The following is a 22,897-nucleotide window of genomic DNA, read 5'->3' as shown; positions in this document are numbered from 1 at the left end:
GAACCAGGCCGGCGCCGTATGGAACATAAACGGGCCGACCCAGCGGAAAAACGCATTTAACACCGCACTTAAAACAGTATTTAAAAACGGCATTTAAAAACAATAGAACCGAACAGATTACTCGATTGCAGGCGCCTGTGACAAGAGCGCAGATAATAGCAAAGCGTGGCGCTCACTCATTAACGAGCGGCTTAAGCGACGGCTAATGACCAACGACTGTAATTCCTGCAGCGCGGTAGTGAAGTCATCGTTGACGACGAGATAGTCATATTCATGGTAATGAGACATCTCGCTGACCGCTTCGCGCATGCGTCGGGCGATGACCGCATGCTCGTCAGTGCCACGGCTTGATAAGCGCCGCTCCAGCTCATCACGCGACGGCGGTAAAATAAAAATCGATACCGCATCAGGCATTTGCACGCGCACCTGCTGTGCACCCTGCCAGTCAATTTCAAGAATAACGTCCTGCCCAGCCGTCAGTAATGCTTGTACCGCCTGGCGTGAGGTGCCGTAGTAATTATCGAATACTCTGGCATACTCAAAAAACTCACCTCGCGCGATCATCGTTTCAAACGCGGCCACATCAGTGAAATGGTAATTCACGCCATTCACTTCACCCTCGCGCTTCGCACGGGTAGTGTGCGACACCGATACTTGAATACCATCCAGGCTTTCGATGAGTTCACGCACCAAACTGGTCTTGCCAGCACCCGACGGAGCAGAAACAATAAAAAGCGTACCTTGGGACATGAAACAATTTCCCCAGTTTGCGCAAATAAGTTGCGAAAATAAGTTGTGAAAAATAAAGGGCAAAAATAACCAGAACGGCTGCAGGAAAGCAGCAAGGCCGCGCAGTATCGCACACCCATCGCTGCGGCTGTAGGGTTAGTAACAACATACAGGGAGGTAAGTATGCGCAGTACGCTGTTTATATTAGCTTTAATAGCGCTGGGCGTAGCCCTGCAAAAAGAAATTATTGAGCTCCCCCGCCACTGGGCGCCCTGGGCGCCGCTGCACGTTGACGACCCCATTACGCCCATCACTCAGCTCAAGCTCAGCCGCCTGTCGGATGATCGCACCGGCTGTCTGGCCGCTTTAGATACGGTCCCCGCAAGTGAGCTGCGCTACACGCCACTGGCAGATTACGCCCCCACCGCGAGCTGCCCGCTATCCAATATCGTGCGGATGCAATCAAGCGGCGTCGCCTTTAATCAGAGCTTCGTTGCCTCCTGCCCCATGGCACTGGCCTGGGTCATGTATGAACGCCACGCGTTACAGCCCGCCGCCGAGCAGTTGATGGGCAGCCGCGTCAGTCAGGTGAATCATGTCGGCAGCTTTGCGTGCCGGAACGTGTATGGTCGAGAAACAGGCAGGCGCAGCGAACATGCCACCGCAGAAGCGCTGGATGTCACCGGGTTTCAATTCGAAAATGGCGAGCGTATTACGGTGTTAAATAACTGGGATGATGAAGGCGCAACGGGTGAGTTCTTACGCGCCGCGCGCGATGGCGCCTGCGATACGTTCGGCAATATCCTCGGGCCCGATTACAACGCCGCGCATGCCGATCACTTTCACATGGGCATGCGCGGTTTTAGGCTCTGCCGCTAAGCAGTGTCAACCGCCATTTATTCGAGGTTGATGTCGTCTTTATCAGTAGCCGCACCGGTGGCAGCACCGACACCACCACCAATAACTGCACCCTGAACAACGCTACCACCGGTCACGGCCGCAGCGCCGGCACCCACGGCAGCACCAACGCCAGCGCCACTAGTGGCACGCTCGCCGGTGGTCGTGCCACAGCCTGCTAAAGCGACGGCCATCGCGACAACTGCACCAAGGGCCAGAATACGTGAGTTTTGCAAAATCTGAGTGTGCATGGTCATCTCCTTATGGGTTGCTCCTTTTACACACTAGAAAAAATTTCACACATTTACCATTTAATTATCGCTGTTCGATAACGAAAAATAGCTACGCCCGCCGGGCCGCAACGCCATAAGTACGCTTTTCCAGCCAGCGCCCTGCGGCAAAAATAACCAGGCCGCAAAGCGCTAACCCTGCGCCCACTAATCCTGTACTCGACCAGGTAAAGCCTGCACTAATGGCCAACCCAGCCAGCCACGCGCCGAGCGCGTTTGCACCATTAAAAGCCGCATGATTGAGCGAGGCCGCCATGGTTTGGGCATCTTCGGCCACATCCATTAAGCGGGTTTGTAGCGAAGGCGCTAACGCCATACTGGTGCCGACCAAGCCGACACACAAAAGCCCTGTCCAAACGTTATTCGCCGCAAAGTAAAACAGCCCCTGAACAATGCCACACCACAGCAAGATGCAAGGGATTGCGCGCATGAGGTTTTTATCTGCCATGCGGCCACCGATTAAATTACCGGCAATTGAACCCAGGCCAAAAATCACCAGCACCAAAGGCCCTAGCGACTCACTCATACCCGCTTGCTGGGTCAGTGTTGGCATTACATAGCTAAAAATAGCGAACATACCGCCGCAGCCAATACAGGCCAGGGCTAAGGCAACTAACACGCGCTGCTTCAGCAACGCAGACAGCTCGCGCACGGGGCTGGCACCTGTATCCACGGGCTGAACCGGTACATAGAGACGTATTAGCAGAGCGGTAAGCAGAGCAATTCCCCCCACACCCACAAACGCGATTTGCCAGCCAAACTGGTTGCCTGCCCACGTACCTAGCGGCGCCCCGATCAAAATAGCGACCGTTAGACCCAGCATCACCCTGGAAATAGCGCGTGCCCGTTGATCCACCGGCACCGCACCCGCCGCTACTAACGCCGCAATGCCAAAGTAGGCACCGTGCGGTAAGCCCGCGAGAAAACGCAGTCCCACAAATGACCAGAAACTCGGTGCCAGAGCGCTAGCGATGTTGCCCACTGCAAACACCAGCATCAGCACGATTAATAACAGCCGCCGAGGCGCGCGTGCGGCCAGCGCTGAAATTAACGGCGCCCCCACCACAACACCCAGCGCGTAGCTACTGATCGCGTAGCCCACCTGAGGAACCGTCACGGCTAAGTCGCCCGCCACGCGGTTCATCAACCCCATGATGACGAATTCGCTCGTTCCTATCCCAAACCCGCCCAGCGCCAACACAAATTCGGCCAGGCGCGGTTTGCGCGCCAGCCCTTGAGACGACGATGCTGTCGAATCCTGCATATTTATCTCCTAGCGGTACCGCCCTGTTGGCACCTTGATTAGCGCAAATGATCGCAGGATTAGACGAAAGTATAAATACGCCGCGTTCAAAAAAATTAGCCGGCAAAAAGCGTTTGCCTGCCCTACTAGCGTTCATTGAGCTTTATCGACAGGCCTGTGCACAGTACTGTTCACTTAATCCTGTTCACTTAACTGTTTATTTCTTCAATAAGGCGAAGGCGATGACACTCGATACCATTGAGCACGCCATGGCGGCACTTGCTGAGGCCGACCCAGATATTGCCCGCGCATACCCATTGGTCGGCGCGCCTAGCCCACGTCAACGCGACCAGGGGTTTGCGACGTTTTTCAGTACCATCGTTAGTCAACAGCTATCCACCGACGCGGCACGCGCGATTATGGGCCGTGTCAATACGTTACTGCCGGAGCTGCATGCAAAAGCGGTGATGGAAGTGGATAGCCAAGCGCTGCGCGATGCGGGGCTCTCCTGGCGGAAAATTGAGTACGCCAAGGGCTTGGCAGAAGCCGAACTCGCCGGCACCTTTAGCGCCGATGGGCTTGAAAAGCTAAGCGATGATGACGCCATCGCCGCGATTACCGAGCTACGCGGCTTTGGCCGTTGGAGCGCTGAGATTTACCTAATGTTTTCTCTCAACCGTCCGGATATTTTTCCTGCCGACGACCTGGCCCTGCGCGTAGCGTTAGGGCGCCTGAAAGGCATGGACGACAAACCCACGCCCAAACAGGCGCGCCAAATGATAGAACACTGGGCGCCTTGGCGCAGCGTGGGCTCGCTGTTTCTATGGCACTACTACCGGGGCGAGCCTTTGTAAGGGCTAAGCGTCCAACCCACCAAATTTGCCATTCTGGTAATCGTCGACCGCCTGAACGATCTCTTCACGGGTAGTCATCACGAAGGGGCCGTGGGAGTAGACGGGCTCATCAATCACATCCCCATGGCCAAACAGCAGGCGTGCGTCGCTGCTGGCTTCGATGTCGAGGCTCTCGCCATCACGGTCTACTTCGATCAAATGGTGAGGCTGAACGGGTTCACCACTCACCTTGATATCGCCATCGACCACATAGAGAAACACTTGCCGCCCAGGAGTAACGGGCAGTAGCTCACGTGTGCCAGCGGGCAGTTTCAGCGTCGACATAAATACGCCGGTCAGCGTTTCAATAGGGCCAGCCTGCTCCTGCCACTGCCCGGCGATCAGGTTCAGCTCACCGCCGCCCGGTAGCGCAATAGCGGGGATAGACGCTTCCTGCAGTCCCACGTAGCGCGGTTCACTCATCTTCAAACGCGCCGGCAGATTGACCCACAGCTGAAGAATCTCCAGCGGGCCACCCTCACTCAGAAACTCCGGCGGCGAAATTTCCGCATGTACAATGCCGCTACCCGCCGTCATCCACTGCACGCCACCTTTATGAATCACGCTTTGATGGCTGGCACTGTCAGCATGGGCCAGCGACCCCTCTAAAATAAACGTCACCGTTTCAAAGCCGCGATGCGGGTGCGGGCCAAACGGCAGGCCACGGTTGTTGGCCGGATACGTTTGCGGGCCGTGGTGATTCAAAAACAGAAACGGGTCGAGCTGATCCAAACCAGGCCCTGGTAACGGCCGACGCGTGGTTAAATCACCGATATCATCGCGCTTGGCCGGGTGCTGGGCGATGACACGGCGGACTGGGCTTGTGGATGCGTCTACTGACATAAAATGCTCCTTAACAATTACCTTTAGCTTAAAACCTAGGCCAAAGGATGAGGAGCGAATAGTTTTCTTCGAATCGTTCTAGGAAATTGATGGGTGATTGTAGGCAAGCCGACATGCGCTCCCAGTTAGGAGTAGCGGATCACCCTAAGCGCGGCAAATGAAATGACTATTACCGCGATTTGACCCAGCGAATCGAAGCGTTGGGCATCTTGGCGATGCGCTAGGTGCGCGCTTGTTCACCTTGATTTATGAGTTGTGCCATATCTGGATTGGTCAGTCTGGCATTTCCGATGGAAACGCTAATACGCACCGTCAGCAAGAAGTGCTTTGTAATGCCGCTGCAGCAGAGTTTTTAGTATCCGAACAATAGCTTAGCGCTCTTTGGCAGCATGATTTAGCACACTGGCAAGATAACTTATCCACGTTAGAGGCCCATTTTCACGTCAGTACCTGGGCATTGGTCCGGCGTGCGTTGACGCTCGATTTTATCTCTCAGGCGCAATACGGCCGCTATATTGCTGAACGGCAGGCGCAGTGCAAAACTAATGAAAGTGGTAGCGGCCCCACGTACTACCAGACCAAAAAGTCCCAAATCAGCCAGCTTTTTTCCAAAGCGGTCGTCAGTGAAGCAAGTGCCCTGCTAGGCGGGGTCAAACCGAATAAGATGGAGCGCTTCGCTAAGGAGCTGGGCATTTGAGATATCTACTGGATGCAAATGCATATACACAAGCGAAAAACCAATACTACGGAATGGATACTTGCCCTGCTTATTGGGACTGGCTGGATAAGCAGTTTGCGTTAGGCACCATTGCCAGTGTTGATATGATTGGCCGCGAGCTAAAAGAAGGCAAGGATGAGCTCGCCGCTTGGGCCCGCGAACGGCCAGACCACTTCATCAGCAACGACGACGAACAAACATAATTACTGTTCGCTGAAATCGTGCAGTTCGTTATGGAAGGCGACTATAACGCTGGTAATCGCGACAACTTCTTAGCAAAAGCTGACCCGTGGATTATTGCCAAAGCTAACGCGATTGGTGCCAGTGTGGTCACCCATGAAACTGCCGCGCCCGCTAATACACGAAAAGTCAAAGTACCTAATATCTGCCAACAGTTTGAAGTACCCTTCCTTAATACCTTCCGGTTTCTGCGTGAGCTAGAAGCTCGGTTTGTGCTCGGTCAATAAGTCGCGCTCAACCAACGCCACCCCAACGGATGGCGCCACTTTAAAAGCATCACTTACCGCCTTTTACGCCGTATCAAGAAAACAATCAGCCCCAACACGAAAAGCGCGAAGATCACGCCTGCCGCCATTAACCAGGGCATGGCTTTCACCAGTAGCGGCGTTGGGCCGCCTTGGCGTAGCTCCGTAACGCGGGCAGCGTCGACTTCAAGCTCGGGGTTGCCGAACTGGCTCAGCACGTAGTTACTCACGGCGGCGATCTGCTCATCGTTTAGCTGCTCGCCAAACGCGGGCATGGCCACGGTGTAGTCATCGATTTCGCGATGCACGCCCTGCAATATCGACATAATCAGGTTATCGGCGTTGGCACCCTGAGTCGCGGTATTGTGTATCAGCGAGGGGTAGAACTGATCATCGGTGCCCTGCCCGTCGATCTGGTGGCAGCTGGCACAGGCGCCGTTATAAAGCGTCTGGCCGTCGGTACGTTTACCATCACTCATGGCCTGAGGGTCATCGTTGCGCAGCGGCTCCAGCGTGGCTGGGCTTACGGGTTCAACTTCGCGGGGTGCCTGGCTTACATCAATGGCCGGGCCTATCGCCGTGGGTGGCACCTGCTTCAAGTAGACCGCCATGCTGTGCAGGTCCTCATCGCTTAAATAGCGCAGGCTGTGCTCTATCGCCTCAGCCATGCCGCCACCGGCCTGTGCTTTGTTCTCAACGTGACCAGTACGCAGGTACTGCACCAGCTCTTCAACGCTCCAGTTGCCGATCCCGCTGGCATCGGAGGTAATATTGGGCGCATACCATCCACCGACGTTGGCCCCTGCCAGATAGCGGTCATTGTTTTCCCCCATCAGCGCGTTACGCGGCGTATGGCAGGCGCTGCAATGCCCCAGCGTATCGACTAAATAGCGGCCACGGTTGAGAGTGTCACTTTGTTCCGGATCGTGAGTATAGGCGTCATCCAGGAATAAGAAATTCCATGCGGCCATGCTCACGCGGAGGTTAAAGGGAAACGGCAGCGATGTTTCAGGCGTCGGCTCGTCGACCGCTTCAACCCCGTGCATAAAGTAGCTATACAGCGCGTGAATGTCATCGTCGGTTAAGCCGCTATACGCGGTGTAAGGCATGGCGGGATAAAGATGAGCGCCGTCGGCACGAATACCTTCGGTTAGCGCACGTTTAAACTGTGCTTCTGAGTAGTCGCCAATACCATATTCGCGGGAGGGCGTGATATTGCTGGCAATAATATCGCCCATGGGCGAGGCAATGACGTAACCCCCTGCAAAAGGCTGCCCAGACTCTTCCGGCGGACGGTGGCAGGCGGAACAATCAGCGGCACGCGCAAGATACTCGCCTTGTTGGATCAGCTCGTCATCCACATTCGCTGCGTTACTGGGGCTAGCGGCACCACTTGCATGGCTGGTCAACGAAAACATAAAAGCGACACCTAGGAGCCAAGAGGACGGCAAGCGCATGTTAGATCTCCTTGGCGATGATGTCGGCAATGCGAATACTCAAAGCAACACCGGCAAGCGTGGGATTGATCACCCCTGACGCGGGGATAACACCGGTGGTCGCAAGGAACAGGTTATCGTGATCCCAGGTGCGGCATTCGCCGTTCACTACAGAGTCTTCGGCTCTGTCGCCCATGATCACGGTCCCCATTAAGTGATCTCGGTTTTGCCAGCCGGTATCGTCTTCGATGACCTGGCCGCCCATGATGCGCACAAAGTTGGCGTAGTCACGTTTCGCGACATCAGCCGCCGCTTTTACGTAGTTATCTACGCTGTAGTTAACCGTCAGCATGGGAATGCCCAAGGCATCCTTGTAGCGTGTGCTGGGCCGAACGGTGTTATGGGCATGGGGCAACATCTCAAACACCGTGGAGATATCTACCCAGCGGGCGGCGTCATGGCGGATTCGGTCGTCGAGTTCCGGGCCTACAATCAAATTATCCAGCAGGCGCTGAGTGACGGCCGTGTTGGGCACCATATTGGTTAATGCATGCTTAATGGCTGAGTGTTCGCGGCGAAAGTCGCCATCGCGCCAGTTGAAGATCCCGCCCTGCTGAACAGGCCCGCGACCCGGCCAGACCGGTTCATCGGCCAGAAACTGAAGCCCCATGCCGGTGTGATCCATCAGGTTACGGCCCACCTGATCCGAGGAGTTGGCCACCTCTGAAAGCAGCAGCAGTTTGGGCGTTTCCAGGCCGTGGGCGGCGACAATAAAGTACTTTGCGGTCAGGCGAGTGTCGTCACCGTTGGAGCTGCGATAGTGCACGGCCGCGATTTTACCGTTGTCACCTTTTTCAAGATGATAGGCGGTAGCATCGGTGATCAGCTTAGCGCCCGCGTTTTCAGCATGGCGAGCGTGGACATCGCCGCTGTACATGGCGCCAATCGGGCATACCGGCATGCAGTTATTATTGCCGCTGCACGCCGGGCGACCGTCCCAGGGCTTATGAGTACGAGCGTTAGGCTCGTGGATGAAACGGTAGTCTTCAGCGCTGATTCGATCCCTAATGCGCTGAAAATAATAGGTATCACCCTCGGGGGAAACGGGGTAAGGCTCCGAGCGCGGCGGCCAAGCATCGCCACCCTGGCCGCTTTGGTCATCGGTATCGCTGCCTGAAACGCCCAAGGCTTTTTCAGCGCGCACGTAGTAAGGCTCTAACTCGTCATACTCAATCGGCCAGTCGCGCCCTACGCCGTAAAGCGTTTTAAGCTTCATATCGTTGGGAATATAGCGCCACGTTGCCGCCGCCCAGTGCCACGTGGTGCCGCCGACCAGTTTCAACATGCCGGGGAACAGATCGAAATCGCCGGTGTTTTCGATATAATTTTCCTGGTACGACGTCGGCGCCCACGGTGCGTTGGGGTAAGGGTCGTTGAAATTTCCCTTGCGCGAAGAGGTGCGGAAATTTTCAACAATCTTCCAGCGCGGCACATGCTCACCCGCCTCAAGAATAATTACCGATTTGCCCTGCTGAGCGAGCTCAAAGGCGGCGTTGTTGCCTAGTGCGCCCGAGCCGATAACAATCACATCCGCGTCAAATTGCGTAGCCATGGTAATAAACGGTCCTGAATAAAAGAATCAATACGCTCGACCCGACACCTATTAGCAGGCCGGGGGCGTACTTTGGTATAAGTAAGAATTAATCAGTGGCGATGCTGGCAGGCGGATCGACCCAATAGTCAGAGTGACCACGGGAATACGTCGGAATAACCGTGGCATCGATAGTCGGCTCGAACATCAGTGCCCCGGTATAGGTAATAAAGCGGGTGTTATCGGTTGCGCTATGACCTTGCACGCTGCCGGTGAAGCCCAAATACCAAGCGCTGATAATCGCCACCGCCGTTTGCGTTAACGCTTCTGGCTGGGTAGCGGCAAAGACTTTGAAGCTGCGCATATCGGTAAGGTTGGCATCATCCATCGCCTGGGCCAGCACCCGCTGACGATCAGCAAATCGCTCGTCGCTATCCAGCAATGCCTGCCAAACGCGTCCGGCGATGCGGGCATCTAGCGCCTCTCTCCCGGTTAAACGCTCGGAAAGCATCAGAAAATCTTGGATTGCTTGCTCGCTGGTAGCACCGGGACTATCCGCCCAGGTACGCGTCGCCCAGGGGAAAAAGGCGGCAGCGGAAACAGCCGCCATACCACCCAGCAGCTCACGCCGGGAAAGACGGAGTGTCTTTACTGCGTTGTTTTTAATAAATTTCATCGACAGACCACGCTTATGTTAGCACGCTAATTAATAGTCAGAAATTATACGCCTCTTTTGCTCTATAACAATCTTTAGTCATAGTGTACTTATCAATGTAGCTCAAGCGACTCATCTTTTGGATTGGTTCTCTGAACGGCTCGATCAATACTTTAAGCTCCACCGCGCAGCGGGTCGTCTCAGCCACCACGAATTTCGACGAGAGCGTGTTGGCTTCACGGTTGGGTTCCTGCATCAGGAAGTCTAGGCGGCGGCCTTTAGGGCCCTTCTGGGCGAGCTGGCACAACAATAAACTTAGGGCGTCATTACTCTGGCTGACGTCACGAGTGAAGACCGACTGAGCAGCAATAGACGGTGCTCACATGCCCAAGCGCAGTAGTGACAGAATAAAGGTCGTGCCTGTTTCATTATTACTTTCGACACGCACGTCACCACCGTGCCATTGGATAATCGAACGGACGATGGCCAGTCCTAGTCCTCCTGAATCGGCTACACCGGCTCGCGCCGAATCACAGCGATAAAACCGTTCGAAAACCCGTTGCAGGTTATCAGGGGAGATGGCCGTGCCGAGATTATGAACGCGTAGTTCGAGCCGATCCTCCATGCTCATCGTCGTAATATGAATAGGCGTTTCGGAACGGCCGTGGCGAAGCGCATTGGCGATCAGATTGGCCAACGCTGTGCGTAGCAAATCGCGATTGGCTACAACGGTACCACTCGACTGATTGACGAGCGTTCGTCCGTCGTCTTCCGCCATACCTTCGAAGTAATCACATAGCTGAGCTACCAATACTCCGAGGTCTACTTCATCAAATGTTAACGCTGTTGAAGGATTCTCGGTCCGTGCCAGAAACAGCATGCTATCGATCATTCTCGAAAGACGCTCGTACTCTTCAATATTCGATTCAAGCACCTGCCGATATTCTGCAGTCTCTCTTTCCCGCCGCAGCGTATGCTGTGTTTGTCCCAATAGGTTGGTTAACGGTGTTCGCAGCTCATGGGCCATGTCTGCGGAGTGTCGGGAAAGCTGAGAAAAACCTTCTTCCAGCCGGTCTAGCATTAGGTTCAATCCATGGCTTAAGCCACTGATTTCCTTTGCTTCTCCTGCGATATTCAAGCGCCGATCCAACTGTCTTATGTTGATGCGATTAGACTGTTCAGCCAAGCGGCGCAACGGCTCTAGGCCGTGCCGACTGACTCCCCACCCGAGCACGAAGGCAAGTAGCGCGCCCATCACAAGAGCCAGCCAAAGTCGAAGCCGATAGGCCGTCAGCATCTGACGACGCTCATCAAGCAACTTACCGGCGATAAGCGTGAGCGGCCGCCCGCCTTGTTCAAGTGTTTGCCATGCCAATCTTGCCTGTATTGAGCCGGTAGTATTCTCAAAACGGATGGTGTCCGTCATCGGTAACTGGGGCACGGCTAGGTCGCTCGGGTTGACGTCAATCAGCACTTGGCCTTCGGCATCCAGTATCCACAACAGGCTGTCGCGATTGCCCAACATATTGGCATAGAGCTTAGGACGCTGGCGAAGCGTAGCTATACTCTCGGCGTCATCGAGCAGCGTTTGCATACGCTCAAGACGTCCATGTAGCATTTGATCATCACGCCAAGCAATTTCACGTGTTAACGAGTGATAGAGGTAGGCACCAATACTGCCCAGTAGCAGCACACTGACCAGCGCGAACATCAGCGACAGGCGAGTCGCTAGGGAGTTCAGAGCGGGCATCAAACGCGGTCCTCAAGTACGTAACCCATGCCACGTTCGGTGTGTATCAGCTTACGAGAATAAGGGTCGTCCACTTTTGCACGAAGTCGACGCACGGCCACTTCGACGACATTGGTATCGCTGTCAAAATTCATTTGCCACACCCGCGAAGCGATATAAGTGCGCGATAACACTTCGCCTTCCCGATCAAGAAACAGCTCCAGTAATGAAAATTCCTTATTGGTCAGAGCAATGCGCTCACCTTGACGAGTCACTCGTCGTCGCAGCACGTCCATTTCCAGATCAGCCGCACGAAAATGCTCTCTCTCGCGAGGTGGGCTGCGGCGCAATAGAGTACGTACTCGGGCTAGCAATTCGACAAAAGAGAACGGTTTAACCAAATAGTCGTCGGCACCCAGCTCTAACCCCTTGACGCGATACTCCACCGCATCCATGGCCGTCAAAAACAGCACCGGCACTTGGCTACGACCACGGATCAGTTGCAGCAGCTGCCAGCCGTCAAGACCGGGCAGCATGACGTCAAGAATAATCAGATCAAACTCGCTCTCGGTGATCAAGTGCTGCGCATCATATCCATTGAGGGCGACCTCAACACGATATCCCGACTCCCCCAGGCCCCTACATAGATAGTCTGCGGTTTTGTGCTCGTCTTCTACCACTAGGATACGCATACCGCCTCCCCGCGAAATTGATACAGATTAGCGAGATCAATCGCTTTGTCACATTACAAATCTGTAATGCTGCCGTCAGGTAATTGACACACTCGGCCTGTCAGGATGTCACCATCAACTCACAAGGATATTCTCATGACATCACGATTTGCTCGACTGCCACTGCTCGGTGCCCTCTTAGTGGCGGGCAGCGCGCTGGCCGGAACAGGCCCTGTCCAGCAGCAAAGCCTCTCGCTAGATATGGCTAATCGCCTAGTGAATGCCTCTCTTGAAGCTTGTCATGCCGATGGCCGGACCGCTGTCGTGGCGGCTGTTGACCGCGGTGGCAATCTGGTCGCTTTGCAGCGCGACGATAATGTCGGCCCCCACAACACGTTGGCCGCGCAGCGTAAGGCATTTACGTCACTGTCGACGAATACCACCAGCCGTGCATTATCGGAGCACGCTCGCCAGGATCCCGAATCAGCCAACTTGAACACACTAGACGAGCTGCTGTTGTTAGGTGGCGGCGTACCACTACGATTCGGGGGCGAACTCATAGGAGCACTCGGCGTTGCTGGTGCAGGTGGTTCTGCTATTGATGAGGGTTGCGCCTTAACGGCAATTGAACACGTTATCGGCGATAGCTAACGCTCCCTAACTCACTGCAATCTTCATAAAACGACGATATAAAGGTATTTTTCATGAAAACATTTTCTGCACTACTCGCCGGTATTATTCTCAGCAGTGTCGCGACGACAGCGCTTGCGGCCGATAATCCGCTGAGCGTCCATGTGCTCAACATTCAAACCGGTCAGCCGTCACAAGGTGTTGACGTTGAACTTGAGCGTCGCACCGATACCGGTTGGGAATTGTTAGCGACCGCGACTACCGACGAAGGTGGCCGTATATCAGCGCTTTATCCAGCCGATGAAACGTTCATATCCGGTGTTTATCGGGTGACATTCGAAACTGGCGAATGGTTTGAGGCGCATGATACTGACACATTCTTCCCCAATATCCCCGTGCCCTTCCAAGTGGACGATACCGAGCAGCATTATCATGTGCCTTTGCTGCTTAGCCCTTATGGATATTCTACCTATCGCGGAAGCTGAGCAAATCTCGCAAAAAGTGGTTTTAAAATAAGGAATTGGCGGGCCATTAAGGCCTGCCGTTACTGATTAATTTTGCGAAAAAGATCTAGCAATTTTGCCCTCTGCGGCAATACCAGCACAGTCAATAAGTACCATGTTTCATGTCGGTAGGCAGCTGGATAGTGGATATACGATTTTTGTCTGCATTAATGTTACCTCTCTTGCCATGGTCTCATCGCAACGTATTAGGTTGCTGAAGCGTCTACTGTTACTGGCCGCGATCACTTCACACACTCGCATAAACATAGTTCTGGCAACGCTCCTCAGCGTGCTAAATAATCTACTCAATGTTCTGTATTTGCTCGCGCATCTGCTCAATCAGCACCTTCAGTTCTACCGCACAGCGGGTCGTCTCGGCCACCACAGATTTCGACGAGAGCGTGTTGGCTTCGCGGTTAAGCTCCTGCATCAGGAAATCCAGGCGGCGGCCTTTAGGGCCTTTCTGGGCGAGCTGGTGGCGCACTTCGTCGATGTGCGCGGTTAGGCGGTCCAGTTCTTCGTCTACGTCGGCTTTTTGCGCCACCAGCACCAGCTCGGCTTCCAGGCGTTGCGGGTCGAGTTCGGTCTTGGCGACCTCCAAACGCTCCAGCAATTGAGCGCGCTGGCGCTCCAGAATCTGCGGCAGCAGGCTTTTGACGGTAGCGACCTGCTCGCTTACCGCTGTCAGGCGAGAGGTGATCATCTCGGCGAGCTTTTCACCTTCACGGGCGCGCGCGTCGATCAGTTCATTCAACGCCTGGTCGAACAGAGTTTTAGCAGCTGCTTTGATGGCGTCTTGATCCAGGTGTTGGGTTTCCATTACGCCGGGCTGATTGAGAAGCGCGAGCGTGGTGGGCGGCACGGCGCTGGGCACCTGCTGCTGAATGGCGACTAGGGCGTCGGCAATCTCTTTTAACCGCTGGGCGTTCACCGCCGGCGCTTGAGCAGTTTCGGAACTCTCGAACCGCACGCTGCACTCCACTTTGCCACGGGCCAGGCGAGTACGCAGTGCTTCGCGCAGCACCGGTTCTAAATCCCGTAGGCTTTCATGTAGGCGGAAATGTGGCTCTAGGTAGCGCTGATTCACCGAGCGAATTTCGACCTGCAGGGTGCCAAAGGGGGCGGCCTGCTCGGTGCGGGCAAAGGCGGTCATGCTGTGCGTCATTGAATAACCTGTAGAGAGATTGGCGTGATGGAAGTGTAGAGCATTTGCCACCACTCTTGTTTTCAATTCACTCGCCTATTCATTCGGCGCGGTCAGTGCTGCGCGAAGGGGCAAAGATCACACACCAATGATGTCTGGCTGCACTTCGATGAGCAGACGGGCGTCCGGCGATGGCGTATCAATCACCTCGAAGACGCGATCAATCATCTCGCCCACGCTTTGTCGCGCCATGATCAGGTGAGGGTGAAACGCGGCGGCCAGCGGGTCCCAGTCAAAACACCCCACAATCATGTCATCTAGCTGGTAGCCGCCCTGCTGAAGCCAGCGCACGACTCCCTCCAGCGAAATCGTTGAGTTGACGAACATCGCGCTGGGAAGCGTGGAGCGGGGGCGCATATATGCCTCTAACGCGACCTGAGCCTTATCGGCGGCATAGTCGCAGGGAAGGATGTCCGCCTCCGAGGTGGACAACCCACGTTCAGCGCGGGCCTGAGAGAAACCGGCGATACGTTCGCGCGTATTGTGATCCTCGCTTCGCCCGCCAATAAACAGGATAGCGTCGTCACGCGCAGCCTGCCCGGCCAAGCGGTCAAGAATGGCGTTGGTGAGCTGCCGCGCGCCTTCCCGGTTATCGGAAATCACCGAAGGTGCCTTACTACCGGGCAAATCTAAGTTAATACTCGCCACGCCGCTTTCGTCGCACATCACAGAGATAGTGTCGGGATCAGTCGCCCCGGTACTGACCAAACACTCGACCCGGTAGGCGAGCATCATGCGCGCTGCCTCGCGCTCCTGCGCCGGGTCGCGGTTGGTGCAGGCGACAATCGCAAACAGCCCGCGCTGGCGCGCCTGGGCTTCAAAATGCTGGGCAATCGAGCTGAAATAGCGGTTGTCGTAGAGCGGCAGAATCATGCCGATAATACCTGAGCGCTCTCGGCGCAGCGCGCGTGCCTGCATATTGGCAGAGTAGCCTTCGCTGTCGGCTAGAGAGAGGATTTTGTCGGCTAGCTTTTGGCTAATACGACGCCGTTGCCAAGAGCCGTTGAGCACCGCACTGACGGTACTCGGCGAGGTGTCGGCAAGCCTGGCCAGATCGTAAATGGTTAGCCGCTTAGGTGACTCGCTTACCACGTAACCGCTCCTTGAAATAGATAAAAGTAGCATTGACGTGATTTCATAATGAGTCAATGCTGTATAATGCACAACCGATTGTGCATGCTAAGTTAAGAGAACAGATTCGGAGTGTTTACGCATCGCTTGATTAACGTTCAACGCCTTCAGCGTTATGACACTCTCCTAGCATTTTAAGGCATAAAGCATCGATGCCTTTTTGACATCGGGCAGCGCACGTCGACACCATCAAAACGCTTCAATGCACTCCATTCCACTGGCTGGGCTAGCCAACAGCAAGCAGGCAATGACAATGAAATATAAAGCACTTCTTACCGCCGTTACACTCACAAGCGTCATCGGCAGCAGTGGCGTAATGGCTCAGACGTCCCCCACTATCGCTGTGGTGGCGAAGGTAGGCGGCATCCCTTGGTTTAATGCCATGGAAATGGGCATTGAGCAAATGGGTGAGGAATTAGGCGTTGAGGCTTATATGGTGGGGCCCACCAGCGCCGACCCGGCCCTGCAGGTACGCGCGATTGAAGATCTGATCAGCCGCGGCGTCGATGTCATCGGCGTGGTGCCCAACGACCGTGAAGTGCTGGAGCCGGTGCTGGAGCGCGCTCGCGAGCAAGGCATTATCGTGCTGACCCACGAGAGCCCCGAGTCGGTCAATATCGACTACGATTTTGAGATGATTTCGGCGCAGCAGCTTGGCGAAGAGCACGCCAAACTGCTTGCTGAGACCACCGGCTGCGAAGGCTCCTACGCTGTTTATGTGGGCGGCCTAAGCGTGCCTGCACATAACGCCTGGGCAGATGCTGCCGTGAACTGGCTGGACGAAAACTGCGCTGGTTTGACCCAAGCGGCAGAGCGTTTCGGCGTGGCCGAGAGCGTCGATGATAGCCGTAATACCACCCTTGATCTGCTGCGCGCTCATGAAGACCTGGCGGGCATTATGTCGTTTGGCAGCCAGGGCACCATCGGTGCCGCTCGTGCGGTTAAAGAGCGTGGCCTAGAGGGCGATGTTGCCGTGATGGGACTTTTCTCGCCGGGTCAGGGGCGTCGTCTGGTGCATGAAGGGGTTATCACGGGCGGTTTCCAGTGGAGCCCACTTGAGGCAGGTAAGGCCTTCGTCGCGCTTGGTGAGATGCTCTATAACGGCGAAGAGATTACCGATGGCGCTGAGCTGCCGGTGCTCGGTGAAATCACCCTGGACGGCCATACGATCTTTGCCTCGCAGCCGCTGGAGCTGAGCAAAGAGACCGTGGATGAGTTGGCAGAGCTCGGCCTGTAAGACTGCGCTTATTCATATCGTGTCAACACTGCCGCGCTCAATGAGCGCGGCAGTTATGTTAAGAGAGCCATCATGTCTAGAGAGGAGCCGCCGATGAGCGAGATCGCGATTCGAGCGCGTCATGTTAGCAAGGTCTTCGGGCAAAGCCGGGTGCTCGATGATGTCGAATTCGAACTTCGCCGTGGTGAGGTTATGTGCTTGGCGGGCGAAAACGGCTGCGGCAAAAGTACGCTCATTAAAATTATCAACGGCGTTTACAAGCCTGAGCCAGGCATTGAATTTACATTTGGCGATGAAACTCTCTCAGCCATTAGCCCGCTAGAAGCGCGCAGCCGGGGCATCCACGTCATCTGGCAGGATCTTGCGCTCTTTCCGCACTTAACCGTCGCGGAGAATATCGTCTTTGATGACTACGTCTCAAAGCCGTGGCGGCCGATCTCTTATAAAGAGGCGCTGAAGCAAGCGCGCGAGATTATTCAACAGTTTGGGCTCAATTTAGACCCTACCGCCCGCGTGGAAGGCCTTTCGATTGCCCACCGTCAACTGGTCGCAATCTGCCGCGTGCTGCGCGCAGGCGCCAGCATTATTTTTATGGATGAGCCCACCGCTTCTCTCACCTACAAAGAGGTGCAGGCGCTGTTGGTGATTACCCGCTCGCTGGCAGCAAAGGGCATCTCGATTGTATTGGTCAGCCATCGGCTGGCAGAGGTGCTTGAGGTGTGCCAGCACGTCACTGTGCTGCGCAACGGCCTGCTCGTGGGCACCTATCCCACCGAGGGGATGACCCAGGCAAGGCTCTCCACACTGATGACCGGCCTTGAGCTTAAGTTCACCCCCCGGGCTGAAACCCATCAAGGTCAACCGGTATTGGAGCTTAAGCACCTGAGTCGTCAAGGCGAATTCGAGGACGTCTCCTTCACCCTGCATCACGGGGAAATCCTGGGGCTGACGGGGCTGCTGGGTGCCGGGCGTACCGAGATCGCCCATGCCATTTTCGGCATGACCCGCCCCACGTCGGGCGAGATACGCAAGGATGGCCTGCCGCTCAAGCTGCGCTCCAATCGCGATGCCGTGCGTCACAAGATCGCCTACCTTTCCGAAGACCGCCTTCACCTGGGCCTGGTACAAAACCAGTCGATTAACATGAACAGCGCCGTCACCGTGCTGCCTTCACTTGAGAAGCCGCGCGGCTTTCTCTCGCCGCGGCGCATCCGGGCGCTGACCGCACACTGGGTCGAGCAACTGAAGACCAAGGTGAGCGATGCAGAGCTTGCGGTCTCGTCGCTCTCCGGGGGTAACCAGCAGCGCATCGCCCTTGCCAAGTGGCTGGCGACCAAGCCTGAAGTGCTGATTCTCGACTGCCCGACCATTGGCGTCGATGTAGGAGCGAAAGCCGGCATTTTCGACATCATCCGTGATCTTGCCGATCAGGGCGTGGCGATTATTTTGATCTCCGACGAAGCGGGGGAAATTTGGATGAATGCCGACCGAGCGCTGGTGCTGCGGGAGGGGCGCATTACCACTGAGGTGATCCCCTCAGAAACAACGGAAGAAGCGCTGGAGGCAATCATCAATGCGTAATCTTTTATCGCGCACACGTATCGGCACCGAAGGGGCGCTGCTGGGCATTATTCTGGCGCTGTCGGTGGTGCTGGCGCTGACCACCGACAGTTTCCTAAGTCTTCAGAACCTGTTTGATCTGCTTAACAATCAGTCAGTCAATATCATATTTGCCGTTGGGCTGGTGGTCGTGCTCATCGCGGGGGGCATTGATATCTCCTTCGCGGTGGCGGCCTCGGTGGTGCAGTACGTGGTGATGACAGTGCTGATCGATACTCTGGGCGGCGGCAGCTGGCCGCTGGGCATCCTGCTCTCAATGCTGGTGGGCACCCTGCTGGGGCTCTTTAATGCGCTGCTGATTCACCGTTTTCGAATTGTCTCGATTATCGTCACCATCGGTACGTTTAATCTCTTCTTCGGGCTGCTGATGTACTTCACGGGCGGCGTATCGATTTACGATATTCCCGACTGGCTCTACTACTCGATTCCACTGCTCGATCTGCCTGCAGAGCGCGGCTCGGCCACACTCTATTTCCCCGCTGCCGTCATGACAGTGATGGTCGTGCTCACCTGGTTCATTCTGGCGCGTACCGGCTTCGGACGCACTATTTACGGATTTGGCTCAAGTCCCGAGGCCGCCCGCCGCTCAGGTGTGAGTGTTTGGAAAATTCACGCCTTTGCTTACGGCTGGTTGGGGCTATGCGCGGGTGTAGCGGGCCTGATGCAGGCACATATTGTACAGGAGGTAGTGCCCAACGCCTTGATAGGCCAGGAGCTGCCCATTTTGGCCGCGGTCGTGCTGGGCGGCGCGACGCTGGGCGGCGGGCGTGGCTCGGTGCTTGGCGCAGTGCTCGGCGTACTGCTGCTCGCCGTGGTGCAAAATGGCCTGAACTTGTTGGGCGTTACTCCTTACGCCTTCCGCATGATTGTCGGGCTAATTATTTTGATCGCTATTACGACCAGTAACCTGGGCAATCTGTTGCCCCGTTCAACCAGAGCGAAAAACGTATGAATAAGCCTCTGAACACGCCATCCAGCGCTGGCATACGTCTGGGTGGCGATACCATTGAAGTGATGGCCATGACGGCCCTTTTAATTGCCAGCATCGTTTTTTTCTCACTGCTGGCACCGGGCTTTCTCACCGCGACTAATTTTAGCTCGATGTCGATGCAGTTGCCGGAGCTTGGGCTACTTTCGCTGGCAATGCTGGTACCGATTATTTCCGGCGGGCTCAACCTCTCGGTCACCTTTACCGCCAATATTGCGGGGCTCACCACCGCTTGGCTGGTGCAGGGCCTGCTAGCAGGAATGGGCATTTTAAGCGTTCCCATGGCGATTATGGTCGGGCTGCTTGTGGGTGCCGCTGCTGGCTTTTTAATCGGCTTTATCGTTGCCTACGTGGGTGCGCACCCCATTTTAGTGTCGCTAGGCGCGATGATTTTTCTGCAAGGCGTGGGCGAGTTTTTAACTCGCGGTGGCGGTATATCGGGTATGCCGCCAGTATTTCAAACCATCGGTAGCGGAAGCTTGCTGGGCGTGCCAATTCCCATGCTGATCTTTCTCACCGCCGCCGCCGGGCTTATGTACGTCATGCACTTCACCCGCACCGGGTTCTCGATCTATATGCTCGGCTCCAACCCCCGTGCTACCGAGTACTCGGGCATTAATGTGAAACGCGTGCTGATTACCGTCTACACCCTTTCCGGTCTGCTCGCGGGTCTCGCCGGCATGGTGATGCTCGCTCGCTTCAACTCCGTGCGCGTAGGCCACGGCGAGAGCTACCTACTGATTACCGTGCTGGCCTGTTTTCTAGCCGGGGCGAACCCATTTGGCGGCTTTGGCCGCGTACTGCCACTGGTGCTGGGCTTAATGAGCCTGCAGGTGATCGCCTCTGGTATGAACCTGATGGGCGCCAGCCAGCATCTAGCCACCGCCGTCTGGGGTGCTTTTCTAATTATTGTGATGGCACTGCGTATGCCGTTTATCAAACAGTCGTGAGTAAGGTTTTCCATGAGTCATCAAGAACATGTTCTGGGTATTGATATCGGCACTGGCAGCGCTCGGGCGGGCATTTTCACGCTTGATGGCGTGATGCTTGCCGAGGCTAAAACACCCATTGCGATGCATCGCCCTGCCGAACACCACGTAGAGCAGAGCTCCACGGATATATGGAACGCAGTGTGCAGTGCCACCCAGCGTGCTCGCGAGGCTGCGGGCGTGGCGCCCGACGCCATCACCAGCATGTCGGTGAGCGCCACCTGCTCGCTCGTGCTGCTGGATCAGCAAGATAAGCCGCTTGAGCTCTCACCGGGCGATGAGGCATGGAATATCATCGTCTGGATGGACCATCGCGCCACCGCTGAGGCCGCCGAGTGCACGGCCACCAACGCCGCACCACTGGCTAATCTGGGCGGCGTGATGTCGCCTGAGATGCAGATGCCCAAACTAATGTGGCTCAAGCGCCACCGCCCAGAGCTTTACAACCAGATTGGCTACGCTGGAGACCTCGGCGACTGGTTAGGCTTTAAATGCACAGGCTCCATTGAGCGTTCGGTCTGTATGCTCGCCTGCAAGTGGACATTTGATCCACGCCCTGGGTATGGCTGGGACCACGATTTTCTAGATCAAATCGGTATGCAGGATGTACTTGAACGCGCCCGTTTAAGTGACCAGGTGCGCCCGGTTGGAGTAAGGCTGGGGCAATTAACGGCGGCGGCGGCGGCCGACCTGGGCCTCACCACTGACTGCACCTTCGCGGTTGGCATGATCGATGCCTATGCCGGTGCCCTTGGCACCCTCGGCAGAAGCCTAACCGACGCCCCCGAGAAACGCCTGGCGGTGATTGGCGGCACCTCCACCTGCCATATCAGCGCCCAACCCGAGCGGCGCGAGGTGCCCGGCGTGTGGGGCCCCTACCCGGGCGCACTGTGCAATGGTTTTGTGGCTAACGAAGGCGGGCAAAGCATTACCGGTGCGCTGCTGGATCACTTGGTAGCGATGTTCGCAGCTGGCAGTGAATTTGGCGACGATGTGCACGGTATGCTTTCCGATGTGCTGCTGGAGCGCCTGAAAAACGGCGATCCTGCGCCACATACCCATGTATGCCCCGACTTCATCGGCAATCGTTCTCCGCTGGCGGACCCAGAAATTCGCGGCGCGATTACCGGACTCACGCTAGATACCCCGCGGGAGAGTTTTATTAAGGTCTACTGGGCTGCCGCCACCGCGCTGGTTTACGGCACTCGTGCGATTATCGAGCGGCTAAATGCGCATGGTTACGCAATTGACACGCTGCACTTAAGCGGTGGCCACGGCCGCTCGGCGTTACTGCGCAAGCTGTATGCCGACGGCACCGGCTGTCGCGTTATCTTATCTGATGCGCCGGAGCCCGTGCTGCTTGGAGCTGCCGTGGCGGCGATGGCTGCAAACGCTAATGGCGATGTATTGAGCGTTGCGAGTGAGCTATCCCCTGGCGAGCAGGTACTGGCGCCTGACCCAGCAACATATGAGCTACATTCGGCGCGTTATGCTGCTTTCAAGCAGCTCTACGCTGGACGGCTCGATTAACAACCACCGTTCGCGGGCCTTAAACACATAAGCACACGCTCAGACGTGTACAATGGGCGGCTTTTCCTTGTAATGCGATTTTTTGTAGAGAGGTGTTATTTGTGAGCAGTGCTACGCGTCCTGATGTTGTTCGTCCCAGCGGCCGCCAAGCCGACCAGCTCCGTGAGATTCGCATCACGCGCGACTACACCCGTCATGCGGAAGGCTCAGTCCTGGTGGAGTTTGGCGACACCAAAGTGCTGTGTAATGCCAGCGTAGAAGCCGGTGTTCCACGCTGGCTGCGCGGCAAAAATCAGGGCTGGGTTACCGCTGAATACGGCATGCTGCCCCGCGCTACCCATACGCGCAGTGATCGTGAAGCCTCTCGCGGCAAGCAAGGTGGCCGTACGTTAGAAATTCAGCGCTTGATTGGCCGTAGCCTGCGCGCAGCGGTGAATTTGAAGAAGCTGGGCGAATTCACCATTACCATTGATTGCGATGTCATTCAGGCCGATGGCGGTACGCGTACCGCGGCGATTACCGGTGGCTGTGTAGCGCTGATGGATGCCATCCGCTACCTGCAGCGTGAGAAGAAGATCAAAAGCGATCCTTTCAAGCAGCTGGTTAGTGCTATCTCCGTGGGCATTTATAAGGGTGTCCCGGTGCTGGATCTGGACTACCCGGAAGACAGCAAAGCCGATACCGATTTAAACGTGGTGATGACCGAAAACGGCGAGCTCATCGAAGTGCAGGGTACCGCCGAGGCGGGTTCCTTCAGCCGCGCAGAACTCAACAGTATGCTCGATTTAGCCGAGCAAGCGGGCGATGCGCTGCGCAACCATCAGCGTGAAGCGCTGGGAATTCGTGACTAAACGTTTAACGCACGCCAAAAACGCAACAAGCCGA

At 55.9% G+C, this 22,897-nt stretch carries 23 protein-coding genes and 2 pseudogenes; 13 read left to right on the top strand and 12 right to left on the bottom strand.

Going from position 1 to position 22,897, the window contains the following annotated elements; all coding sequences use genetic code 11:
* Positions 1 to 117 precede the first annotated feature (117 nt).
* Positions 118 to 750 (bottom strand): guanylate kinase, encoded by a 633-nt coding sequence (gene gmk, locus ACT3TF_RS12750; protein WP_096276853.1) that lies wholly within the window; start codon positions 748 to 750, stop codon positions 118 to 120.
* Positions 751 to 912: 162 nt separating this feature from the next.
* Between gmk and ACT3TF_RS12745 the strand changes: the two genes are divergently transcribed.
* The gene (locus tag ACT3TF_RS12745; protein WP_192536018.1) at positions 913 to 1,608 is read left to right on the top strand and encodes an extensin-like domain-containing protein; all 696 of its coding nucleotides are present in this window, start codon (positions 913 to 915) and stop codon (positions 1,606 to 1,608) included.
* Between the two features lie 17 nt (positions 1,609 to 1,625).
* On the opposite strand, the gene ACT3TF_RS12740 is transcribed toward ACT3TF_RS12745, so the two are convergent.
* Both ACT3TF_RS12740 and ACT3TF_RS12735 read right to left on the bottom strand, forming a co-directional pair.
* Positions 1,626 to 1,877 carry a hypothetical protein gene (locus ACT3TF_RS12740; RefSeq protein WP_444672314.1) on the bottom strand — a complete coding sequence of 84 codons (252 nt, stop codon included), beginning with the start codon at positions 1,875 to 1,877 and terminating at the stop codon, positions 1,626 to 1,628.
* A gap of 91 nt (positions 1,878 to 1,968) precedes the next feature.
* Positions 1,969 to 3,180, bottom strand: coding sequence for an MFS transporter (locus tag ACT3TF_RS12735; protein ID WP_444672313.1), 1,212 nt, complete (start codon positions 3,178 to 3,180; stop codon positions 1,969 to 1,971).
* Between the two features lie 221 nt (positions 3,181 to 3,401).
* Here ACT3TF_RS12735 and ACT3TF_RS12730 point away from each other — a divergent pair, with 221 nt between their 5' ends.
* Entirely contained in the window at positions 3,402 to 4,013 is a 612-nt protein-coding gene (locus tag ACT3TF_RS12730) for a DNA-3-methyladenine glycosylase family protein (protein ID WP_441684956.1), read from the top strand.
* Between the two features lie 3 nt (positions 4,014 to 4,016).
* Here ACT3TF_RS12730 and ACT3TF_RS12725 read toward each other — a convergent pair whose 3' ends face one another.
* Positions 4,017 to 4,895 carry a pirin family protein gene (locus tag ACT3TF_RS12725; RefSeq protein ID WP_444672312.1) on the bottom strand — a complete coding sequence of 293 codons (879 nt, stop codon included), beginning with the start codon at positions 4,893 to 4,895 and terminating at the stop codon, positions 4,017 to 4,019.
* A 232-nt stretch (positions 4,896 to 5,127) separates the two neighbouring features.
* On the opposite strand from ACT3TF_RS12725, the gene ACT3TF_RS12720 reads away from it, so the two are divergent.
* From ACT3TF_RS12720 to ACT3TF_RS12710, 3 genes and pseudogenes are all read left to right on the top strand, one after another.
* Positions 5,128 to 5,265: an ImmA/IrrE family metallo-endopeptidase gene (locus ACT3TF_RS12720; protein WP_441684952.1), complete on the top strand. Its 138-nt coding sequence runs from the start codon at positions 5,128 to 5,130 to the stop codon at positions 5,263 to 5,265.
* 102 nt (positions 5,266 to 5,367) lie between these two features.
* Positions 5,368 to 5,592 carry a hypothetical protein gene (locus tag ACT3TF_RS12715; protein ID WP_444672311.1) on the top strand — a complete coding sequence of 75 codons (225 nt, stop codon included), beginning with the start codon at positions 5,368 to 5,370 and terminating at the stop codon, positions 5,590 to 5,592.
* Positions 5,589 to 6,080: pseudogene (locus ACT3TF_RS12710) on the top strand (DUF4411 family protein). The gene ACT3TF_RS12715 and the pseudogene ACT3TF_RS12710 overlap by 4 nt, the downstream one beginning before the upstream one ends.
* A gap of 53 nt (positions 6,081 to 6,133) precedes the next feature.
* Here ACT3TF_RS12710 and ACT3TF_RS12705 read toward each other — a convergent pair.
* From ACT3TF_RS12705 to ACT3TF_RS12680, 6 genes and pseudogenes are all read right to left on the bottom strand, one after another.
* Positions 6,134 to 7,555, bottom strand: a complete 1,422-nt coding sequence (locus tag ACT3TF_RS12705) for a c-type cytochrome (RefSeq protein ID WP_444672310.1) — start codon at positions 7,553 to 7,555, stop codon at positions 6,134 to 6,136.
* Between the two features lies 1 nt (position 7,556).
* Complete coding sequence (locus ACT3TF_RS12700) at positions 7,557 to 9,146, bottom strand: GMC family oxidoreductase (RefSeq protein WP_193063018.1); 1,590 nt, start codon at positions 9,144 to 9,146, stop codon at positions 7,557 to 7,559.
* 88 nt (positions 9,147 to 9,234) lie between these two features.
* The gene (locus ACT3TF_RS12695) at positions 9,235 to 9,801 is read right to left on the bottom strand and encodes a sugar dehydrogenase complex small subunit (RefSeq protein ID WP_444672309.1); all 567 of its coding nucleotides are present in this window, start codon (positions 9,799 to 9,801) and stop codon (positions 9,235 to 9,237) included.
* 112 nt (positions 9,802 to 9,913) lie between these two features.
* Positions 9,914 to 10,081: pseudogene (locus ACT3TF_RS12690) on the bottom strand (endoribonuclease YicC domain-containing protein); the annotation flags it as partial.
* Between the two features lie 78 nt (positions 10,082 to 10,159).
* On the bottom strand, positions 10,160 to 11,530 hold the full coding sequence (locus ACT3TF_RS12685; RefSeq protein WP_444672307.1) for a heavy metal sensor histidine kinase: 1,371 nt from the start codon (positions 11,528 to 11,530) through the stop codon (positions 10,160 to 10,162).
* Positions 11,530 to 12,201: a heavy metal response regulator transcription factor gene (locus ACT3TF_RS12680; RefSeq protein WP_096276819.1), complete on the bottom strand. Its 672-nt coding sequence runs from the start codon at positions 12,199 to 12,201 to the stop codon at positions 11,530 to 11,532. The genes ACT3TF_RS12685 and ACT3TF_RS12680 overlap by 1 nt, the downstream gene beginning before the upstream one ends.
* 135 nt (positions 12,202 to 12,336) lie before the next feature.
* On the opposite strand from ACT3TF_RS12680, the gene ACT3TF_RS12675 reads away from it, so the two are divergent.
* Together ACT3TF_RS12675 and uraH are read left to right on the top strand one after the other, a co-directional pair.
* The gene (locus ACT3TF_RS12675; RefSeq protein WP_444672306.1) at positions 12,337 to 12,831 is read left to right on the top strand and encodes a GlcG/HbpS family heme-binding protein; all 495 of its coding nucleotides are present in this window, start codon (positions 12,337 to 12,339) and stop codon (positions 12,829 to 12,831) included.
* 53 nt (positions 12,832 to 12,884) lie between these two features.
* On the top strand, positions 12,885 to 13,295 hold the full coding sequence (gene uraH, locus ACT3TF_RS12670; protein ID WP_444672305.1) for a hydroxyisourate hydrolase: 411 nt from the start codon (positions 12,885 to 12,887) through the stop codon (positions 13,293 to 13,295).
* A gap of 319 nt (positions 13,296 to 13,614) precedes the next feature.
* On the opposite strand, the gene ACT3TF_RS12665 is transcribed toward uraH, so the two are convergent.
* Both ACT3TF_RS12665 and ACT3TF_RS12660 read right to left on the bottom strand, forming a co-directional pair.
* On the bottom strand, positions 13,615 to 14,478 hold the full coding sequence (locus ACT3TF_RS12665) for a YicC/YloC family endoribonuclease (RefSeq protein WP_441684940.1): 864 nt from the start codon (positions 14,476 to 14,478) through the stop codon (positions 13,615 to 13,617).
* A 117-nt stretch (positions 14,479 to 14,595) separates the two neighbouring features.
* Positions 14,596 to 15,609 carry a substrate-binding domain-containing protein gene (locus ACT3TF_RS12660; protein ID WP_441684938.1) on the bottom strand — a complete coding sequence of 338 codons (1,014 nt, stop codon included), beginning with the start codon at positions 15,607 to 15,609 and terminating at the stop codon, positions 14,596 to 14,598.
* Between the two features lie 292 nt (positions 15,610 to 15,901).
* On the opposite strand from ACT3TF_RS12660, the gene ACT3TF_RS12655 reads away from it, so the two are divergent.
* The 6 genes from ACT3TF_RS12655 to rph all read left to right on the top strand — a co-directional run bounded on the left by ACT3TF_RS12655 (position 15,902) and on the right by rph (position 22,863).
* Positions 15,902 to 16,885: a substrate-binding domain-containing protein gene (locus ACT3TF_RS12655; protein ID WP_444672304.1), complete on the top strand. Its 984-nt coding sequence runs from the start codon at positions 15,902 to 15,904 to the stop codon at positions 16,883 to 16,885.
* A gap of 93 nt (positions 16,886 to 16,978) precedes the next feature.
* Positions 16,979 to 18,466, top strand: a complete 1,488-nt coding sequence (locus tag ACT3TF_RS12650; RefSeq protein WP_444672303.1) for a sugar ABC transporter ATP-binding protein — start codon at positions 16,979 to 16,981, stop codon at positions 18,464 to 18,466.
* A complete protein-coding gene (locus ACT3TF_RS12645; RefSeq protein ID WP_444672302.1) occupies positions 18,459 to 19,457 on the top strand; it encodes an ABC transporter permease in 999 nt (332 codons plus the stop codon). Before ACT3TF_RS12650 ends, ACT3TF_RS12645 begins: the two co-directional genes overlap by 8 nt.
* On the top strand, positions 19,454 to 20,443 hold the full coding sequence (locus tag ACT3TF_RS12640; RefSeq protein WP_444672301.1) for an ABC transporter permease: 990 nt from the start codon (positions 19,454 to 19,456) through the stop codon (positions 20,441 to 20,443). The genes ACT3TF_RS12645 and ACT3TF_RS12640 overlap by 4 nt, the downstream gene beginning before the upstream one ends.
* Positions 20,444 to 20,455: 12 nt before the next feature.
* Positions 20,456 to 22,012, top strand: a complete 1,557-nt coding sequence (locus ACT3TF_RS12635) for an FGGY-family carbohydrate kinase (RefSeq protein WP_444672300.1) — start codon at positions 20,456 to 20,458, stop codon at positions 22,010 to 22,012.
* A 101-nt stretch (positions 22,013 to 22,113) separates the two neighbouring features.
* Complete coding sequence (gene rph, locus ACT3TF_RS12630; protein WP_441684931.1) at positions 22,114 to 22,863, top strand: ribonuclease PH; 750 nt, start codon at positions 22,114 to 22,116, stop codon at positions 22,861 to 22,863.
* The last annotated feature ends 34 nt before the right edge of the window (positions 22,864 to 22,897 follow it).

Origin of the sequence: Halomonas sp. AOP25-F1-15, from assembly GCF_052378675.1 — a bacterium.
In the GTDB taxonomy this organism is placed as follows: Bacteria; Pseudomonadota; Gammaproteobacteria; order Pseudomonadales; family Halomonadaceae; genus Vreelandella; species Vreelandella casei.
This window is presented reverse-complemented; position numbering and strand designations above follow the sequence as displayed.

Excerpts from the sequence above, each read along its gene's own strand:
- ACT3TF_RS12725 (WP_444672312.1), bottom strand. The coding sequence starts at position 4,895 with ATGTCAGTAGACGCATCCACAAGCCCAGTCCGCCGTGTCATCGCCCAG.
- ACT3TF_RS12640 (WP_444672301.1), top strand. The coding sequence starts at position 19,454 with ATGAATAAGCCTCTGAACACGCCATCCAGCGCTGGCATACGTCTGGGT.
- ACT3TF_RS12705 (WP_444672310.1), bottom strand. The coding sequence starts at position 7,555 with ATGCGCTTGCCGTCCTCTTGGCTCCTAGGTGTCGCTTTTATGTTTTCG.
- ACT3TF_RS12655 (WP_444672304.1), top strand. The coding sequence starts at position 15,902 with ATGAAATATAAAGCACTTCTTACCGCCGTTACACTCACAAGCGTCATC.
- gmk (WP_096276853.1), bottom strand. The coding sequence starts at position 750 with ATGTCCCAAGGTACGCTTTTTATTGTTTCTGCTCCGTCGGGTGCTGGC.
- ACT3TF_RS12650 (WP_444672303.1), top strand. The coding sequence starts at position 16,979 with ATGAGCGAGATCGCGATTCGAGCGCGTCATGTTAGCAAGGTCTTCGGG.
- ACT3TF_RS12695 (WP_444672309.1), bottom strand. The coding sequence starts at position 9,801 with ATGAAATTTATTAAAAACAACGCAGTAAAGACACTCCGTCTTTCCCGG.
- ACT3TF_RS12730 (WP_441684956.1), top strand. The coding sequence starts at position 3,402 with ATGACACTCGATACCATTGAGCACGCCATGGCGGCACTTGCTGAGGCC.
- ACT3TF_RS12665 (WP_441684940.1), bottom strand. The coding sequence starts at position 14,478 with ATGACGCACAGCATGACCGCCTTTGCCCGCACCGAGCAGGCCGCCCCC.
- uraH (WP_444672305.1), top strand. The coding sequence starts at position 12,885 with ATGAAAACATTTTCTGCACTACTCGCCGGTATTATTCTCAGCAGTGTC.
- ACT3TF_RS12700 (WP_193063018.1), bottom strand. The coding sequence starts at position 9,146 with ATGGCTACGCAATTTGACGCGGATGTGATTGTTATCGGCTCGGGCGCA.
- ACT3TF_RS12635 (WP_444672300.1), top strand. The coding sequence starts at position 20,456 with ATGAGTCATCAAGAACATGTTCTGGGTATTGATATCGGCACTGGCAGC.
- ACT3TF_RS12740 (WP_444672314.1), bottom strand. The coding sequence starts at position 1,877 with ATGCACACTCAGATTTTGCAAAACTCACGTATTCTGGCCCTTGGTGCA.
- ACT3TF_RS12685 (WP_444672307.1), bottom strand. The coding sequence starts at position 11,530 with ATGCCCGCTCTGAACTCCCTAGCGACTCGCCTGTCGCTGATGTTCGCG.
- ACT3TF_RS12675 (WP_444672306.1), top strand. The coding sequence starts at position 12,337 with ATGACATCACGATTTGCTCGACTGCCACTGCTCGGTGCCCTCTTAGTG.
- ACT3TF_RS12680 (WP_096276819.1), bottom strand. The coding sequence starts at position 12,201 with ATGCGTATCCTAGTGGTAGAAGACGAGCACAAAACCGCAGACTATCTA.
- ACT3TF_RS12735 (WP_444672313.1), bottom strand. The coding sequence starts at position 3,180 with ATGCAGGATTCGACAGCATCGTCGTCTCAAGGGCTGGCGCGCAAACCG.
- ACT3TF_RS12645 (WP_444672302.1), top strand. The coding sequence starts at position 18,459 with ATGCGTAATCTTTTATCGCGCACACGTATCGGCACCGAAGGGGCGCTG.
- ACT3TF_RS12745 (WP_192536018.1), top strand. The coding sequence starts at position 913 with ATGCGCAGTACGCTGTTTATATTAGCTTTAATAGCGCTGGGCGTAGCC.